The following is a 16,877-nucleotide window of genomic DNA, read 5'->3' as shown; positions in this document are numbered from 1 at the left end:
CTCAGTCCTTCACCGCCCAGAGTTCAAGCTCCAGACCCGGAAAGTCGCCGCCCACATGCAGCGCCATGCCGCTCGAGGTCGCGAACTGACGCCAGAGCGGCGAGGATCGATCGAGTTCGCAATAGGCTTTGCCCGTGTGATACGGGATCTGCCGGGGCGCGACGGGCAGGCCTCGCAGCGGCACGCCCGGCAGGGCCGTGTTGACCAGTTCGCGGATCTGCTCGACCGGGCCGATCTTCACCTGCCCGACCAGACCGCGCACGAGCACATCGGCCGGCATGTTGGCCTTGGCCGCCAGGAAGAAGCTGTACTTGGAAAACATCGAGCGCTCCGGCACCTGCGCGACGCGGATGCCGTAGCGATGTTCCGTCAGCGCGATGGCCATGGCGCCCTGGTCGAGGACGGTCGACAAGGCCTGTCGCAGAGCCGTCACCACGGGCATGAAGGTCAGCTGGAGCTGATCGTGACGATAAGCCGGGAAGGAGCGCGGCCGCCGCTCGGCGCTGGTGAAGGTGGAAAGCTCCCCCGCAAGCGAGGCGACCGCCGTGAACACGGTCTCGGGATGGGCGATGGAGGCACTGGCCAGATGCTCGAAGACCGGCTGCCAGCGGTTGACCACCTGCAGCATCAGCGTGTCGGTCATGTCCGACAGGGTCCCTGCCCCGCCACCCGCAACGAGCCGTCCGGCGATCGCCTCGCCGCGATGGTTGAGAAGGCCCACCACCTCGTTCAGCAGCGCCGCGAGATAGGGCGAGACGGCGCTGTCGAGGAGCGGCGGAATGTAGTTGTTGTCGAGAACGACGCTGTTGTCGGCGCGCACCTCCAGGATTCGGGCGAGGCCGATATGGTGGAACCCGTTGCGCTCGGAACTCTCCAGCGTATAGGACAGGCGCAGCTCGCCCACTTGGATGGGTGCGAGCGCGGTTTCGCCGGCGTTGGAGTCGGGCACGTCCCGCTCCACGACGCGAAACCGCGTCGTCGCCTCGCCGTTCGGGCCGGCGGCCTCGAAGCCGCCCGGCTGGCTGATCGGCACGGAGAGATAGACGATGCAGTTGCGCGTCGCCTCCGTCAGATGCAGCGGCTCGGGATGGGGCGTATCGTCGGGAAGGACGAAGGGCGTGCCATCCTCGAAGACGCCCGCCACGCGCTCCACCGCGAACCGGCCGGTGGACAGCAGTTCGTGATTGAGCTTGAGTTCAAGCAGCCCCCAGCCATAGCCACGAAGCCCCGCCGCGCGGCCGCGCACGAGCCGCTCCATGTAGCGGGCGTCCTGCTGGAAATGCTGGGCGCGAATGAACATGCCCTCGGACCAGACGACCCTGTTCGCAAATGCCATGACGTTCCGGTCCCAACCCTCTTCGCCCCCGGATGTCGCGGCCCTGACCGCGCAACGGAAGGCTCTGCTCTCAATCGTCCTGCGGTCCGAGCGTGACCGATTCGCTATCGATCTTCGCGCGGATTTTCAAAGTCTTCTCGCCCTGCAGCGGAATGATCGCGCGCCATTTGGCCTTCTGGAATTCCTCGAAGCCGACCGTGACCCCGACGGCCAGCGCATCGGGCGCCAAGGGCGCGGAAATGCGTTGTACGTCGCTCGGGGTCATGAACAGCTCCTTCTTGCCGAGCAGCGTCGCCCCCAGTGTCGCCTCGTCCTTTTCCCATAATTCGAAGAAATTCGCCTCGGTGAAGAGGTCGGGCGAGGACAGGATGTAAAGCCGCACCGAGATCGGCGACGGCACGCCGTCCCGGCCTGGATTGACCAGGGGCGAGGCGGTGGCGAGAAAATCGATCTTGGCGCCGTCGGCCGGCTTCTTGATCTCGATCTCCTTGGCGAGCGGCGGGTCCTTCTTCAGAAGGCTGCAGCCCGCCACCGGCAGGAGGAGCCCAAGCGCGAGAAGGGAACGGCGGCTGAGAGTCACGTCACGCACCGCCGGCCTCGCGGTCACGGAATGCGGGGTCCTGCCGCTGCGCGAGGTCGAGGCGAAACGCCAGATCGCGCTTCAGCCGGGCGGCCAGCTCCGGCTCCCAGCGCGCCGCCACCTCCTCCAACGCCGCCAGCACGTCACGACCCGACAGCCCCTCGCAGAGCGAGGCGAGGCTTGGCGGCGGCTCGCCCGCGAAGGCTGGAACCGCTACGCCCTGAAGGGCGGGCTCGGCCAGTTCCAACGTCAGAAGCTCGCCGAAGTCCGGGCCGACGGGCGAAGCCGCACTCGAGGTGCCGGGCGACGCGAACCAATCATCGGCGATCAGAGCGCTCTGTGCTTCCGTCTCCGGGGCGGACGAAACGGAGGACGCCGCGCCCGTGAGCTGGACGAGAACGCGCGCGTCTCCCAGGCGGAGCGCCTGACCGTCGCGCAGCGTGACATGAGCGCCGGGGCCGAGCGGCTCGCTCGCCTCGTCCACGAACGTCCCGTTGGTGGACAGATCCGTCAGGACGAAGCGGTTCGTCTCGCTATCGATCCGGCAATGGCGACCGGACACGACCCGGTCGGGATCGGGCAGGACCCAGTCGCAGACCGGCGACCGGCCGATCAGAAGGCTCCCCGTGGTCAAGACTCGAGTCGGCGCGGCGCCCATCAGGCGCGCAGGTCCTTGAAGGGTCAACGTGAGACGCATGGTGCGTGCCGCCCGGCGATCGTGGTCGGGCCAAGGCGCGGTCAGGCCCACCCGAACAGGCTTGTGGCAAGAAAGACGAAACGAAGGGGTGCGGCGGAGCGCCGTGGAGCGGACGCGCGCGCCGGATGCAGCCGAAGCGCTGCGCCGGACGGCGGCGGGGCGCGCCAAGCGCGCGGGCGAGCCGCTCATGCCGCCAGCTCCGAGCGGCGCTTGGCGGACCAGAACAGATGCGTGCGGTAGCGCATGGCGGAGCGGTCGTGAAGGCGGATCTCCCAATCCGCCTCCTCGCTCGCGCGGCTGCGAAGCAAAGGGCCGGCGGCTTGCGGTCCGTCCGACAAAAGCGCATCCAGCGCCCGGTCCGGCAGGCCAGCATGGGCTGCATGGGCGGAGCGTCCGCCGAGCCAATGCGTCAGCGGCGTGGCCGCGCCGCTCCAGTCGAACGGGGTCGCCAGGGCACAGGCGCCGTCCGGTGACAGGACGCGGCCGAACTCGGCCAGCGCTCCTTTGGGATCGGCCACGCAATCGAGAAGATTGAGAGCCGTGAGAAGCGCGAAACCTTCGTCCGCGAAGGGCAGCGCCATCGCGTCGGCGATCCAGATGTCGGCCTGGGGATGGGCGGGCACGGCGAAGGCCCGTCTTTCGAAATGCAGCCCGCTGCGCCGCCGGTCGTAGACCACCCGCCCGCCGATCACAGCCTCCTGGGCGATGCGCGCTAAGGGTACGGAAAGATCGAGGCCGAGCACCAGCCGTCCCGTGCGCTCGGCGAGCTCCGCCACGGTGCGTCCGGCTCCGCAGCCGAGATCGAGCACCGGCCCGCTCGGAGGCGCCGCCGGCAGGGCGTCCAGAAGCCGCGCCATGAGCCGCGCCGCCTGCCCCGGTTCGACCTGCTCGCCGCCTGCCTCGGCCGGATCATGGCCGGCCCAGTGATCCCAGCCATAGGAGGAGACGTGCTGGCGGATCGCGTCGAGCCCGGCGCCCGGTCCCGTCGCCTCGGCCAGGAGATCGGCGACGCCAGGCGAAAGATCGCGGCGCATCGTCAGGTAGAAGAGATTGTCGGACAGGAAGCGGCCGAGCTCCGGCACCAGGATGGGCAGGCCGTCCAGAATGGGATAGCGCAGGCCGCAGGCGTCGCAATGAAGCTGCCCGGCGCGAACGTCGTCGTGCCGTTCTTCTTCCACACAGGCGAGCGAAAGCGGCGCCAGCACCCCTTTCAGGCGGCACGCCACACAGACCGGTTTCAGGGCATGAAAATGGCCGAGCCGCATTCAGCCACCGATCATGACGGTCGCGCAGCCGGGCGGAAGCACCTTTCCCGTGGGGCTAGGAATCGGAGCGACACAGGCCGGATGCATGGTCAGATCGCCGACGCGGGCCGCCGGCATACCGCCGATCATCACCGTCGCCGACCCTTTGGCCAGCATCCCCGGCCCGCCCGGCACGCAGCCGGCCAGAAGACACGGCTGCGTCATGTCGGTCAGCCGCGCCGCCGGCAGGTTTCCGATCATGACGTTGGGCTGGCCCTTCACGATGGGCAGGGGCATGGCGGGGTGGGGAACGGCGGTGGGCACAGGCGCCGCCGGATGAATGGGCGCATGACAATGCGGTGCATCCTGCAGCACCATATCGGTCATTCGGGCGGCTGGCGGCATAGGGAGACCTTGGGCAGGCGAAGACCGCCAGAACGAAGGATTTCTGTTTACCTGCCCGTGGGCTCAACCGCCAGACGATTCAAGACCGGCTTCGGGGTCGAATCGTTTCCTCAGTCTCAAAACATTCCATCCTCTCTCACGCTCGTAGCTGATCTCGTCCGCGAGCGTGCGAACGAAGTGAATGCCCAGCCCGCCGACCTGACGCTCCTCCAGCTCGACGGCGAGATCGGGTTCGGGCGCGAGGAGCGGATCGAAGGCACGGCCGTCGTCGCGCACGGACACGTCGACGCAGCCGGGGGCAACGTCCAGTTCCACAAGAATCTCGTGCCAACCGCCGTCGAGATAACCATAACTCACGGTGTTGGTCAGCAACTCGTCGAGCGCGAGGCCCAGCCCTGCGGCGACCGGCTCGGGTACGCCCTCGCGCGCCAGGGTCGCCTCCACGCCGGAGACGAGGCCCGCGATCGCGGCCAGTTCGTTCGCCATCGAGAAATCGTACGAGGCTTTCCGGCCCGTCGCCCGCAACGTCACTCCGACCAGGGCGACGCCCGGCGCCATCGTATCGAGAAGACGCGCGGCGAGATCGTCAAGCCCAAGGTCCGGCCCCTCTCCCGCCGGTTCGCCCAGCGCCTGCGCGCCGGCGGCGAGCCAGAGAACCGAGCCGATCGGTAGCACGCCGTCGCCGGGCGAGACCCGCGCGCCGATTGCCGCGATATGACGCCCCTGTCCGGCGCCGGCGAACCGGCCACTCGCCGGGTCCAGCGTCAGGAGCGCGAGATCGAAGGGCTCCTCCTCGAACTCGGCCGCGTAGGCCCGCCCGACCAGCGCGAGCGTCTCGTCAGCGGAAAGAGACAAGCCGAGCCCGGCCCTCACGAGCTTTTGCAAGGCGGCAGCCCGCAAGGCGCCCGATGCCCCGGCGCGCGGGACGGAAGCAGCGCACAGAGCCAGAAGACCGCCCGGCGGCCAGAAGACATCATAAAAGGAACAGGCCTCCGCCGAAGTCCCGGCGAGACCCGAAAGCTCGAGGTCGCGCCGGTGGGGAAACCGCTGCGGCAGCAACATGCGCGCGACCTCGGCCGCGAGCCGGTCATCAGGCGACATGGAATGCGACGTCGGCGGCGGAGCGGTCATGGAAACGCATTTGTAAGAGAGCTGTCCGATGAATAGAACATAGAAATTGCATTGACGAAGCCTTGACGACTTTCCATCGGGGCGCGTTTTTCCAGGATCAGGCCATGAATATCACTGAAGCTCGGCGCGGCGATCGGCTTGTCGTGGCGCCCGTCGGTCGCCTCGACAGCAACACCGCCCCCCTTTTGGACCGGCATCTGTCGGCGGTGATCCAGCGGGGCGACGCGCGGCTGGTGCTCGACCTCTCCGGCATAGACTATGTCAGCAGCACGGGCCTATCGGTGTTTTTGTCCGCCGCCAAGAAGATCAAGGCTATCCCCGGCGGCTCGCTTGCCCTCTCGGGGCTCAACAGCCGCATCCGCCTCGTGTTCGAGATGAGCGGATTTCTGCGTCTGTTTCCGATTTTCGCCCATGTCGACGAGGCGGTGGCGCAGCCCTGACGCCTCGGGATTGCGGCCTGAGCGCACGGCGTGCGACCCGCAAAAATCGCCCATTCGAAGCCGTTGGACAATTCAGAGGCTTCTGAGACTCTGAGCCAAGTCTCGGGGCCTCGTCGGGCTCGCTCCAAGACGTAATCTCGGTGTACGTCTCTTGCAAACGCGGTGCAGGACTTTCGGTTCCAACGAACCGGAAAAGACCAGCCCGCACGCCTCGCGAAGGCATGGGGAGAGTTCATTGGCCGTGGATCTGCAGGTTCTGGTTGGGCGCCTCAATGCGCCCACCCGCGCATCCCTTGAAGCTGCGGTGGGCCTGACCCTCTCGCGCACCCACTACAATGTCGAGATCGAACACTGGCTGACGAAGCTGGTGGAGCCCGCCGACACCGATGCGGCGGCGATCCTTCGTCATTTCGGGGTCGATCTCGCGCGATTGCAGGCGGATCTGACCCGCGTCCTCGATCGGTTCAAGACGGGCAATAGCCGCGCACCTTCGCTGGCGCCGAACGTCGTCCGGCTGATGCGCGAAGCCTGGCTCCTGGCCTCGTTGGAATCGGGAGAGGCGAGCGTACGCGGCGGACATCTCCTCGCCGCCCTGATGGATGACGACACGCTCTCGGCCGTCGCCAGGGACGCCTCCCGCGAACTCGCCAAGATCAAGGGCGAAGACCTGAAGGCCACGCTGGCGACGATCACGGCCTCCAGCTCCGAAGCGCCGCAGGGATCGGTTGCGACGGGCGAGACGCCCCGGCCGCGAGCGCCGACGGGGGCCGCTTCCGCGGCGCTCGACCAATACACCGTCAACCTCACGGCGCGGGCTCGCGACGGACAGATCGATCCCGTTCTCGGCCGCGACGCCGAAACGCGCCAGATCATCGACATCCTGACGCGCCGTCGCCAGAACAACCCGATCCTCACCGGCGAGGCGGGCGTCGGCAAGACGGCCGTGGTCGAGGGCTTCGCCCTGAAGATCGCCGCCGGCGACGTTCCCGACAGTCTCAAGGACGTGGAGCTGCTTTCGCTCGATCTCGGCCTGCTCCAGGCCGGCGCCGGGATGAAGGGCGAGTTCGAGAACCGCCTGAAGAACGTGATCGAGGGCGTGAAGGCCTCGCCCAAGCCGATCATCATGTTCATCGACGAAGCGCACACGCTGATCGGCGCCGGCGGCGCGGCCGGCCAAAACGACGCGGCCAACCTTCTGAAGCCGGCGCTGGCGCGCGGCGAGATGCGCACCATCGCCGCCACGACCTGGGCCGAGTACAAGAAATATTTCGAACGCGACCCCGCTCTCACCCGCCGCTTCCAGGTGGTGAAGGTCGAGGAGCCGGGCGACGAGGCGGCCATCGCCATGATGCGCGGCCTCGTGCCGACGCTGGAGCGGCACCACGGCGTGCGCATCCTGTCGGAAGCGGTCGAGGACGCGGTGCGCCTGTCGCGCCGCTACATTCCGAGCCGCCAGTTGCCCGACAAGGCGGTAAGCCTCCTCGACACGGCGGCGGGACGCGTCGCCGTCGCCAGCAATTCGACGCCCGCCGCGATCGAGGACGCGCGGCGCCAGATTCAGATGCTCGACACCGATCTGGCGGTTCTCGGCCGCGAGACCCGCATCGGTGCCGACCATGCCGCACGCATGGCCGAACTCGAGGAGCGGCGCGCGACGACGCAGGAGCGGCTTGGGGAGCTGGAGGGCCAGTTCGAGCGCGAGAAGGCGATCGTCGATCAGATGCGCGCCCTGCATGAAACCCTGGGCGGCGCGGCGGACGGCGAGGCCGGGACGAGCGACCCGGACGCGCTGCGCGCCGAACTGCGCCAGCTCGGCGACGAGCTGACCGCGCTGCAGGGCGAGCATCCCCTCATGCGGGTGACGGTCGACAGCCAGGCCATCGCCGAGGTGATCGCCAATTGGACGGGCATTCCGGTCGGCCGCATGATCTCCAACGAGATCAAGACCGTGCTCAACCTCAAGCCGAAGCTGGAAGAGCGCGTCATCGGTCAGCCGCAGGCGCTGGAGGCAATCGCCGAAACCATCCGCACCTCGCGCGCCAAGCTGTCCGATCCTCGCAAGCCGATCGGCGTCTTCCTGATGGTCGGCACGTCCGGCGTCGGCAAGACCGAGACCGCGCTCGCGGTGGCCGAGCTGCTCTATGGCGGGGAACAGAATCTCACCGTCATCAACATGTCGGAGTTCAAGGAGGAGCATAAGGTCTCGATGCTCGTCGGTTCGCCTCCCGGCTATGTCGGCTATGGCGAGGGCGGCGTGCTGACCGAGGCGGTGCGGCGGAGGCCCTATTCGGTGATCCTGCTGGACGAGGTCGAGAAGGCCCATCCCGGCGTCCAGGACGTGTTCTACCAGGTCTTCGACAAGGGCATGCTGCGCGACGGCGAAGGCCGCGACATCGACTTCAAGAACACCGTCATCATTCTCACGTCGAACGCTGGCACGGATCTGATTCATCGCCTCTGCGCCAATCCGGCGACGCGGCCGAGCCCGGAAGAGCTGGCCGATGCGCTGCGGCCCGAACTTCTGAAGAGCTTCAAGCCGGCCTTCCTCGGCCGCTGCTCGGTGATCCCCTACTTCCCGCTGGCGGACGACGTGATCCGGCAGATCGTGGAGCTTCAGCTCAAGCGCATCGCCAAGCGGTTCGCCGAAACCTACAAGGCGCGGCTCGTGTGGGACGACGGCCTCGTGGCCGCCATCGCGGCGCGCTGCACCGAGGTCGAGAGCGGCGCGCGCAACATCGAATACATTCTGTCGCGCAGCCTCCTGCCGCAACTCTCCGCCCAGGTTCTCGCCTGGATCGCGGACAATCGCGAGGTGCCCGACGTGCGGATCGCGCTCGATTCCGACGGCAGTTTCACCTTCACCCCCGCCGACGCGGCGGAGGGGGACTCGCACCCGGCCCAAGAACCGGTCGCGGCAGAATAACCGCGTCGTCCAAACAGTCTTCCATCAAGGAAACGCATTCATGGCCATCTATCTTAAATATGACGCCCTCGAAGGCAACGTCACCGCCGTTGGTTTCGAGAAATGGATCGAACTGAATAGCTTCCAGTGGGGCGTCGGCCGTGGCATCGGCTCAGCGGACGGTACTTCGGGCGTACGCGAAAGCTCCGCTGCCTCGGTCAGCGAAATTACCGTGAGCAAGCAACTCGACAAAATCTCCCATAAGATGCTGGAAGAGGCCCTCTACGGCCTGCCTGTCAAAGTCGAGGTCGCCTTTACGCGCACCAAGAAGGATGGTGAGGAAGAGTTTCTTCGCTATGAACTGAGCAATACGATGACGTCGGGCTACTCCATCTCGTCCGGCGGCGACCGCCCGCAAGAAACTCTATCCTTCAATTTCACGAAGGTCATGATGAAGAACTCGGTCGCCAAAGCCGACAACACGGGCGAGTCGCAGACCACGACCTACGATATGTCTACCCGCAAGAACGCCTGATCCCGATCCCGCATCGTCTCCGACATCGTCCTGAAAGGTCTCCATGTCGACGGTTTCCCTGTCGCAGGAACAGCGCTGGTTGCGGCTGCAAACGCCGCTCGGCCAGGATGTGCTCGTGGTCGAGGAAATGGAGGGTCGCGAAGCTTTGTCGCGGCTCTTCTCGTTCCGGCTTCGCGGGCTGTGCAGCCGGACCTTCGCTCCAGCCGACCTGTTAGGTCAGGCGGTGGGGCTTACGCTTGCGCGCTTCGCGGGCGAAACGCGGCAGATCCATGGGATCGTCACGGGCCTGCGCTTCGGCCCACTGCTGCGAAGCGGCTATCGGCGCTGCGAGATCGACGTCGAGCCCAGCCTTGCCGTTCTCCGCCACTCCTCGAACTACCGAATTTTCCAGGAAAAGAGCGTGGTGGACATCGCGACCGCGATCTTCGGCGAGCGCAAGGTGAACGATTTCCGCTTCGATGTGGTGGGGGCCAAGACGCCTCGTCCCTACTGCGTCCAGTTCGGCGAAACCGATCTCGACTTCGTGTCCCGCCTTTTCGAGGAAGAGGGTTATTTCTTCTTCTTCGAACATACGGACAGCGCGCACACGCTCGTCGTCAGCGACAGCGCGGTGAAGTATGCCGCCGCCTCGGGCGCGGCGCTGCGCCATGCCGAAGGGAGCGTCGAGGGAGAGCGCCTCGTTCAGTCCGTTTCGCTTCATCGGCGGATGGCCGACACGAAATGGGGTTTCCGTCAGTTCGATTTCACGGCACCCTCGACGCCGATCGACGGGTCCAGCGAGTCCAGTCTTTCGCTTACCAGCGCCTGGAGCGGCTGGGAGCATTTCGCCTATGGCGAGCGCGAGGCGCTGGACGCGCAGCAGAAGGCCGCCGCCACTCGCAATGTCGACGCGGCCGACGCGCTGACCGAAGAACTCGACGGGCAATCGACAGCCGTCTCGCTCGTTCCCGGGCGCAAATTCTCCATCCAGAGCAGTTCGCATGACGACGTCGCTCTTCTAGACGGCGCGCAGCTATCGGGCGAGAGCTTGGTCGTGACCACGATCGAGCATCGCCTGATCGACCCGTCCTATTTCAACAGTCGGCCGAAGCAGGACGGCGTTGCCACCTATTCCAATCGTTTCCGCGCCATTCCCGCCGGGCGGACGGCGCGGCCGGCGATCCACACCGCCAAGCACCGCGCCCATGGACCGCAGACCGCCACGGTGGTCGGCCCCTCGGGTTCCGAGATCTACACGGACCAGCATGGCCGGGTGCGCGTCCAGTTCCATTGGGACAGGCTCGGCAAGAAGGACGAGCAAAGCTCCTGCTTCATCCGCGTCGCCCAGGGCTGGGCGGGCAAGGGCTGGGGGATGCAGTTCATTCCGCGTGTCGGAATGGAGGTGATCGTGCATTTCTTGAACGGCGATCCCGACCAGCCGCTGGTGACCGGCGCTCTCTACAACGGCGATTTCACGCCGCCCTTCGCCCTGCCGGGCGAGATGAACAAGAGCGGGCTGCGGACCCGCAGCACGAAATCCGGTGACACGGCGACGTTCAACGAACTGTCCTTCGACGACACGAAAGACAAGGAGCAGGTGCTCTTCCACGCGCAAAAGGATTTCAAGCGCGTGGTGGAGAACGACGACGTCGTCGATATCGGTCACGACCAGACCCGTACGATCAAGAACGACCGCACCACGACCATCACTGACGGCAATGACACGTTGACGATTTCGAAGGGCAACCGGGCCGAAACCCTCTCGCAGGGTAACGAGACGCTGGACATCGCCCAGGGCAACCGCACCGTGACCTTGACCCAGGGCAACGACGCACTGAAACTCGGCAGCGGCCATCTTTCGATCGCGCTGCAGGGCGGCAACATGAGCGTCGAGTTGCAGGCCGGCAATCTCTCCCAGACATGCGCCGCCGGCAAGGTGACGATCGAGGCGCTGCAAGGCATTACGCTGAAATGCGGACAGAGCACGATCGAGGTGACGCCGCAGGGCGTGATGATCAAGGGGCCTATGGTCACCGCGCAGGCGACCGGGAAGGCCGAACTGTCCGGCCTGATGGTCGACGTCAAGGGATCGGGCATGACGCAGATCAATGGCGGCCTGGTGAAGATCAATTGACCATGGCCGTTCCGCTCGCTCCCATCCGAAAGATCAGCGGCGCCACGGCGGCCGAAATTTGCGGCCGCGTCGCCCTCTCGGCCGAAGCCAAGGCCTATCTGACGCCGAGCCTGTCGCCGCAGGGCCTCCTGACGCTCCTGGACCGAAGCGGCCTGTTCGCCGACGCCGTGCGCTTCCTGGCCTTCGCGCTTCCGGTGCGCGAGGGCGTCTGGTGGGCCTGCATGACGGGGATCGCCATTCCCGGCGCAGCCTCGGCCGATCCCGATCCGGCATACAACGCTGCGCAGGACTGGGTCTACGAGCCCACGGACGAACGCCGCTTCCTCTGCCTGCAGGCCGCCGAAAGCGTCCAGTCGGCAACACCGGGGGCCTATGCCGCACTCGCGGCCTTCTGGTCCGGCGGCAGCATGGCGCCGGAAGGCCTGCCCGAGGTGCCGCCGGATCCGGTTCTGGCGCCGACGGGCATCGCGGCCTCGATCCTGCTCGCCGTCGCGGCGGGCGATCCCAGGCGGTCGGATCAACTCTTCCGGGACGCGATCGGTCGAGGCATCGACATCGGCAATGGCGGAGACGGGCGCCAGCCCTCCGCCTCGCCGTCCTTCTTCCCCAAAGGGTCCAATTGATGTCGCTTCCGTCCGTGATCGATCTCGACGCCCTTTCGCAGCCGATCGGCGAAGACGCTCCGTCGGGCGGCGATCCGCGCGCCGACGGTTCGGCCCAGTCGCTCTATTATCGCGTCAAGGATGCGCGCGGCGCCGCCCGCGCCGCCGAGCGCGGCAATGTAGACGCCGATGCGCCGCCTCCCGAGAGCTGGGACATCGTCCTGCAAAGCGGGCTGGCGCTGCTGACTTCGCAGGCCAAGGATCTCGAAGTCGCCGCCTGGACGACGGAAGCCCTGGTGCGGCTGGAAGGTTTCGCCGGACTCCGCGACGGGCTGCGACTGCTCACCTCGCTGGTGGATGGGTTCTGGGACACGGTCCATCCCCTGCCCGACGAGGAGGATGGCATAGAGGGGCGATTGACGGCGGTCGGCGCGTTGAGCGGAGCGGGCGCGGCCGGAACGCTCGCCCAGACGCTGCGCACCCTCCCCCTCGTCGGCCTCGCCAAGCCCCGCTCCATCTGGAACTACGACCAGGCGGTGGAACTCGGCAAGCTGACCGACCCGGATCGGCGGGCGGCCCGCATCGCCGGAGGCGCGGTTTCGCTGGAGACGTTCCGCGAGAGTCTGGCCGAAACGGCGGGGCGCGATCTCGCCGATCTGCTCGCGACGATCGACGAGGCGCTGGCCGCGCTGGCCGCGCTCGGCACGTCGCTCGACCGGGTGGCCGGCTACGACGCGCCGTCCTTCACGCCGCTGCGCGAGCTTCTGGAACACATAACCGGCTCGATCCGCCATTTCGGTGCCGAAAAGCTCGCCGCGCAGGAGAAGATCCGCGAAAGGCAGGAGGCCACCGCGCCCGTCGCGGCTCCGGCACCCGCAGAGGCTGGTGCCGGGGCCAGCGCTGGGAGCGATGGATGGGGCGCGCCCGCAGGGGGCGGCGCGCCGCTTGCCGTTGGCCATGCGGCGGCGCCCAGAACCGGCGGTTTCGCCAATCGCGAAGACGCGCTGAACGCGGTACTGCAACTGGCGGAGTATTTCCGCCTGACCGAACCGCAAGCTCCTATTTCCTATACGCTGACCGAAGCGGTGCGCCGGGCGCGAATGTCGTTGCCCGAATTGCTTCAAGAGCTTACAACCGACGCATCGCATATCAGCCGATTTATTCTTGCCGCGGGCATGCGCATCGAAGGCAAGGAAGAGATTACCCACGTTCAACCGGTCGCTTCTTCGTCGTCGCCCAGCTACGACAACAGTTACAGCGAGAACAATCCCAGGCCGAACGATGGGTGGTAATTGCTTCAATATTGGAGAGGGCCATGTCCGAAAGCTTGCAGCATAAGTTGAACCGGGTGCGTAAGCCCCGCGTTCACATCACCTACGACGTCGAGACGGAAGGTGCGGCGGTCCGCAAGGAACTGCCCTTCGTGGTCGGCGTGCTCGGCGACTTCTCGGGCAAGTCCTATGAGCCGCAGAAGCCTTTGCGCGACCGCAAGTTCACGCAGATCGACCGCGACAATTTCGACGAGACGCTCCAGCGCCTGACGCCGGGTGCGCAGTTCCGCGTCGACAACACCCTGTCGGACGACGGCTCGGAAATCGCGGTCGATCTGCGGTTCAAGTCGATGGCCGATTTCGAGCCCGCCGCCGTGGTCCAGCAGGTCGAGCCGCTGCGCAAGCTGCTCGAGGCGCGCAACAAGCTGCGCGATCTCATGACCAAGGTCGACCGCTCCGAGGAGCTGGAAAGCCTTCTCGAGGAAGTTCTGAAGAACACGGACCAGATCCAGGCCCTGGCCAGCCAGCTCGGCACGGATTCCGGCAAGGGAGACGAGTGATGAGCGAGACCCAGCTTAAGTCTGCCACTGGAGCCGAAGCCGCCGTCGAGACCGGTAGCCTGCTCGACCAGGCGATCGGCGCGACGCGCAACACGGACGCCAACGAAGTTCAGGATCTTCTGCGCAATCTGACGCAGGAGGCCATGAAGGGCACGGTGACGTTCAACAAGAACCTCGCCGTGACCTTCCAGAAGGCAATCGCGGCGATCGACGACAAGATCTCCAAGCAGCTTTCCGCCATCATGCACCATCCCGAGTTCCAGGAGATCGAGGGCTCGTGGCGAGGGCTGAATTATCTCGTCAAGAACACCGAGACGAGCGCCAACCTGAAGATCCGCCTGCTCAACATCTCCAAGAAGGAGCTGAGCAAGGATCTGGCGAAGGCGGCCGAGTTCGACCAGAGCACGATCTTCAAGAAGATCTACGAGAACGAGTTCGGCCTGTCGGGCGGCGAGCCTTATGGCGCGCTGATCGGCAACTACGATTTTGGCCCCGGTGCCGACGACATGGCGACGCTGCAGAGCATGTCGAACGTCGCCGCCGCCGCCTTCGCGCCCTTCGTGGCGGCCGCCGCGCCGCAGATGTTCGGCCTCGATTCCTTCACGGAACTGTCCAAGCCGCGTGACCTCGAGAAGATTTTCGAGACCCCGGATTACATCAAATGGCGCTCGTTCCGCGAAAGCGAGGACAGCCGCTTCGTCACGCTCGCCATGCCGCGCGTCCTGTCGCGCCTGCCCTACGGCTCGGCCGGCACGCAGATCGAGGAATTCGATTTCCAGGAAGCTCCCGTCGACGCCGACGGCCGCACCACGGCCATGACGCCCGACAAGTTCACCTGGACCAACGCGGCCTTCTCGCTCGGTACGCGCCTGACCGACGCCTTCGCCCAGACCGGCTGGTGCACGGCCATTCGCGGCGCCGAGGGCGGCGGCAAGGTGGAAAACCTGCCGAGCTTCACCTTCGTCTCCGACAGCGGCGACACGGACCAGCAGTGCCCGACCGAGATCGGCATCACCGACCGGCGCGAGGCGGAACTCTCCAAGCTCGGCTTCCTGCCGATCTGCCACTACAAGAACACTGACTATGCCGTGTTCTTCGGCGCACAGACCACGCAGAAGCCCAAGAAGTACGACACGCCCGAGGCGACGGCCAACGCCGCCATCTCGGCCCGCCTGCCCTACATCATGGCCACGGGCCGCATCGCGCACTACCTGAAGGTCATGGGTCGCGACAAGGTCGGCTCGTTCCTCGAAGCGAGCGACGCCGAGAGCTGGCTGAACAGCTGGATCAGCAATTACGTGAACGGCAACGCGGCCGCCGGCCAGGAAACCAAGGCCCGCTTCCCGCTGGCCGAGGCGAAGGTCACGGTGAAGGAAGTCCCGGGCGCGCCCGGTTCCTACAACGCGGTCGCCTATCTGCGCCCCTGGCTGCAGATGGAAGAGCTCACCACGTCCATGCGCCTCGTGGCTCGCATCCCGGCTTCGGCCTGACGGGCGGCGCGGCGTGCAGGTGAAACCCTCCATCCCTGATCGGGGGAAGCGGATCGCCGGCGCCGCCGCGCTGCCTCTGGGGCTTCGCTTGGTCGAAGCCCTGTTCGATAAGGAGGAAGTGGGCGAGAGCGATCTCGCCCGCTTCCTCAGGGAAGACAATTCGGCCGAGGCTCTTCAGCTTTGGTTCGGAGACGGCCTGCGCAGCCTCCTCACGCGGGGCGGGGCGGGTCTTCGAGCGGCGATCGACCGCGAGATCGCCGCCATCGACGACATGCTGTCGGGGCAGGTCGACGCAATCCTTCATCACCAGGATTTCCAGGCGCTCGAAGCGTCCTGGCGCGGGCTCGACCATCTTCTGGCCTCGGCCGGAGGGGACGAGCGCGTGGTGGTGCGCGTTCTTTCCGCCACCTGGGCCGAACTGGCGCGCGACTTCAACCGCACGGCGGAGTTCGATCGCAGCCTCCTGTTCGAGCGTCTCTACAGCGACGAGTTCGGTATGCCGGGCGGCCTGCCCTATGGCCTCGTCCTGTGCGACTACGAGATCCAGCACCGGCACGGCACGGCGCGTGGAATTCCGGGCGACGATATCTCCACCCTGTCCTCGCTGGCGGGCGTGGCGGCGGCGGCCTTCGCGCCCTGCGTCATCGGCGCCAGCCCCGCGCTTCTGGGGGTGGAGGACTTTTCCGAACTGTCCTTCGTGCAGGACATCGCCCTGCCCTTTCGCGGCCTGGACTACGCCCGCTGGCGCGCCCTTCAGGCGCAGGACGACAGCCGCTTTCTCACCGTCACCGCGCCGCGCATTCTTCTGCGTCGACGCCATGGCGACGACGGCGTGCGGGCGGACGGATTTCGCTACGACGAGGGGCGCGAAGGTCTCTCGGTCGACGACTGGCTGTTCGGCAATGGCGTCTATGCCTTCGGTGCCGTCGTCATCAACGCCTTTCGGGATTGGAGCTGGTTCGCCGACATTCGCGGCACCCGGCAGGACGAAGGCGGTGCCGGCCTGGTCGAGCACCTGCCGAGCGCGCCCTTCTCCACCGGCGAGGCCCGCGCCTATCGCCGCCCGCTGGAGGTGGAACTGACCGATCGCAAGCAGAAGCAGATGGAGGAGATCGGCCTGATGACGCTGAGCCCCTGTCGCTACACGCCGAACTCGGCCTTTCTTGGAACGCCCTCCCTGCATGTGCCCGCCCAGGCGGGAACCGACGTGCGCGCGGCCAACGAACGCATCTCCTCGATGCTGCAATACATTCTCTGCGTCAGCCGCTTTGCCCATTACATCAAGGTCATCGCGCGGGACGTGACGGGCGCCTTGACGACAGCCGATGAGCTGCAATCGCGCCTGAGCACGTGGCTGCAGCAATATGTGACCGGCAATGCCGATGCGCCGGATGAGCTCAAGGCGCAGTATCCGCTCAACAGTTCCAGTGTGGAAATCCGCGAGGTGCCGGGCAAGCCGGGTTCGTTCGCCTGCATCATGCAGTTGAAGCCGCATTTCCAGATCGATCAGATGGTGGCCTCGTTCCGTCTCTACACGGAACTGAACGGTCTGCGCGGGCGCTGAGGGCTGG

General features: G+C 66.4%; 15 protein-coding genes. 9 read left to right on the top strand and 6 right to left on the bottom strand.

Annotated features, from left to right (window positions below; genetic code table 11):
* Nucleotide 1: 1 nt before the first annotated feature.
* From tssK to M673_RS17555, 6 genes are all read right to left on the bottom strand, one after another.
* Entirely contained in the window at nucleotides 2–1,336 is a 1,335-nt protein-coding gene (gene tssK, locus M673_RS17580) for a type VI secretion system baseplate subunit TssK (RefSeq protein ID WP_061978016.1), read from the bottom strand.
* Nucleotides 1,337–1,406: 70 nt separating this feature from the next.
* A complete protein-coding gene (gene tssJ, locus M673_RS17575; protein WP_187301350.1) occupies nucleotides 1,407–1,916 on the bottom strand; it encodes a type VI secretion system lipoprotein TssJ in 510 nt (169 codons plus the stop codon).
* 1 nt (nucleotide 1,917) lies between these two features.
* The gene (locus tag M673_RS17570; RefSeq protein ID WP_187301349.1) at nucleotides 1,918–2,550 is read right to left on the bottom strand and encodes an FHA domain-containing protein; all 633 of its coding nucleotides are present in this window, start codon (nucleotides 2,548–2,550) and stop codon (nucleotides 1,918–1,920) included.
* Nucleotides 2,551–2,798: 248 nt separating this feature from the next.
* On the bottom strand, nucleotides 2,799–3,878 hold the full coding sequence (locus M673_RS17565; RefSeq protein ID WP_061978013.1) for a methyltransferase domain-containing protein: 1,080 nt from the start codon (nucleotides 3,876–3,878) through the stop codon (nucleotides 2,799–2,801).
* Nucleotides 3,879–4,262 carry a PAAR domain-containing protein gene (locus M673_RS17560; protein ID WP_061978012.1) on the bottom strand — a complete coding sequence of 128 codons (384 nt, stop codon included), beginning with the start codon at nucleotides 4,260–4,262 and terminating at the stop codon, nucleotides 3,879–3,881.
* A 63-nt stretch (nucleotides 4,263–4,325) separates the two neighbouring features.
* Complete coding sequence (locus M673_RS17555) at nucleotides 4,326–5,363, bottom strand: ATP-binding protein (protein ID WP_187301348.1); 1,038 nt, start codon at nucleotides 5,361–5,363, stop codon at nucleotides 4,326–4,328.
* A 134-nt stretch (nucleotides 5,364–5,497) separates the two neighbouring features.
* Here M673_RS17555 and M673_RS17550 point away from each other — a divergent pair, with 134 nt between their 5' ends.
* The 9 genes from M673_RS17550 to tssC (M673_RS17510) all read left to right on the top strand — a co-directional run bounded on the left by M673_RS17550 (nucleotide 5,498) and on the right by tssC (M673_RS17510) (nucleotide 16,870).
* Nucleotides 5,498–5,833 (top strand): STAS domain-containing protein, encoded by a 336-nt coding sequence (locus M673_RS17550; RefSeq protein ID WP_148640173.1) that lies wholly within the window; start codon nucleotides 5,498–5,500, stop codon nucleotides 5,831–5,833.
* A gap of 235 nt (nucleotides 5,834–6,068) precedes the next feature.
* Nucleotides 6,069–8,756, top strand: coding sequence for a type VI secretion system ATPase TssH (gene tssH / locus M673_RS17545; RefSeq protein ID WP_061978009.1), 2,688 nt, complete (start codon nucleotides 6,069–6,071; stop codon nucleotides 8,754–8,756).
* Nucleotides 8,757–8,796: 40 nt separating this feature from the next.
* The gene (locus M673_RS17540) at nucleotides 8,797–9,270 is read left to right on the top strand and encodes an Hcp family type VI secretion system effector (protein ID WP_061978008.1); all 474 of its coding nucleotides are present in this window, start codon (nucleotides 8,797–8,799) and stop codon (nucleotides 9,268–9,270) included.
* Between the two features lie 43 nt (nucleotides 9,271–9,313).
* Nucleotides 9,314–11,383 carry a type VI secretion system Vgr family protein gene (locus tag M673_RS17535; protein ID WP_061978007.1) on the top strand — a complete coding sequence of 690 codons (2,070 nt, stop codon included), beginning with the start codon at nucleotides 9,314–9,316 and terminating at the stop codon, nucleotides 11,381–11,383.
* A 2-nt stretch (nucleotides 11,384–11,385) separates the two neighbouring features.
* Nucleotides 11,386–12,006 (top strand): DUF6931 family protein, encoded by a 621-nt coding sequence (locus M673_RS17530; RefSeq protein WP_061978006.1) that lies wholly within the window; start codon nucleotides 11,386–11,388, stop codon nucleotides 12,004–12,006.
* Nucleotides 12,006–13,277: a type VI secretion system protein TssA gene (gene tssA / locus M673_RS17525; RefSeq protein WP_061978005.1), complete on the top strand. Its 1,272-nt coding sequence runs from the start codon at nucleotides 12,006–12,008 to the stop codon at nucleotides 13,275–13,277. Before M673_RS17530 ends, tssA begins: the two co-directional genes overlap by 1 nt.
* A gap of 23 nt (nucleotides 13,278–13,300) precedes the next feature.
* The gene (tssB, locus tag M673_RS17520; RefSeq protein WP_061978004.1) at nucleotides 13,301–13,816 is read left to right on the top strand and encodes a type VI secretion system contractile sheath small subunit; all 516 of its coding nucleotides are present in this window, start codon (nucleotides 13,301–13,303) and stop codon (nucleotides 13,814–13,816) included.
* Nucleotides 13,816–15,306, top strand: a complete 1,491-nt coding sequence (tssC, locus tag M673_RS17515; protein WP_061978003.1) for a type VI secretion system contractile sheath large subunit — start codon at nucleotides 13,816–13,818, stop codon at nucleotides 15,304–15,306. The genes tssB and tssC (M673_RS17515) overlap by 1 nt, the downstream gene beginning before the upstream one ends.
* 19 nt (nucleotides 15,307–15,325) lie before the next feature.
* Entirely contained in the window at nucleotides 15,326–16,870 is a 1,545-nt protein-coding gene (gene tssC, locus M673_RS17510) for a type VI secretion system contractile sheath large subunit (protein ID WP_148640172.1), read from the top strand.
* The last annotated feature ends 7 nt before the right edge of the window (nucleotides 16,871–16,877 follow it).

Source organism: Aureimonas sp. AU20 (assembly GCF_001442755.1).
In the GTDB taxonomy this organism is placed as follows: domain Bacteria; phylum Pseudomonadota; class Alphaproteobacteria; order Rhizobiales; family Rhizobiaceae; genus Aureimonas.
This window is presented reverse-complemented; position numbering and strand designations above follow the sequence as displayed.

Excerpts from the sequence above, each read along its gene's own strand:
- M673_RS17555 (WP_187301348.1), bottom strand. The coding sequence starts at position 5,363 with ATGTCGCCTGATGACCGGCTCGCGGCCGAGGTCGCGCGCATGTTGCTG.
- tssK (WP_061978016.1), bottom strand. The coding sequence starts at position 1,336 with ATGGCATTTGCGAACAGGGTCGTCTGGTCCGAGGGCATGTTCATTCGC.
- M673_RS17535 (WP_061978007.1), top strand. The coding sequence starts at position 9,314 with ATGTCGACGGTTTCCCTGTCGCAGGAACAGCGCTGGTTGCGGCTGCAA.
- tssC (WP_061978003.1), top strand. The coding sequence starts at position 13,816 with ATGAGCGAGACCCAGCTTAAGTCTGCCACTGGAGCCGAAGCCGCCGTC.
- M673_RS17565 (WP_061978013.1), bottom strand. The coding sequence starts at position 3,878 with ATGCGGCTCGGCCATTTTCATGCCCTGAAACCGGTCTGTGTGGCGTGC.
- tssA (WP_061978005.1), top strand. The coding sequence starts at position 12,006 with ATGTCGCTTCCGTCCGTGATCGATCTCGACGCCCTTTCGCAGCCGATC.
- M673_RS17530 (WP_061978006.1), top strand. The coding sequence starts at position 11,386 with ATGGCCGTTCCGCTCGCTCCCATCCGAAAGATCAGCGGCGCCACGGCG.
- tssB (WP_061978004.1), top strand. The coding sequence starts at position 13,301 with ATGTCCGAAAGCTTGCAGCATAAGTTGAACCGGGTGCGTAAGCCCCGC.
- M673_RS17560 (WP_061978012.1), bottom strand. The coding sequence starts at position 4,262 with ATGCCGCCAGCCGCCCGAATGACCGATATGGTGCTGCAGGATGCACCG.
- M673_RS17540 (WP_061978008.1), top strand. The coding sequence starts at position 8,797 with ATGGCCATCTATCTTAAATATGACGCCCTCGAAGGCAACGTCACCGCC.
- M673_RS17550 (WP_148640173.1), top strand. The coding sequence starts at position 5,498 with ATGAATATCACTGAAGCTCGGCGCGGCGATCGGCTTGTCGTGGCGCCC.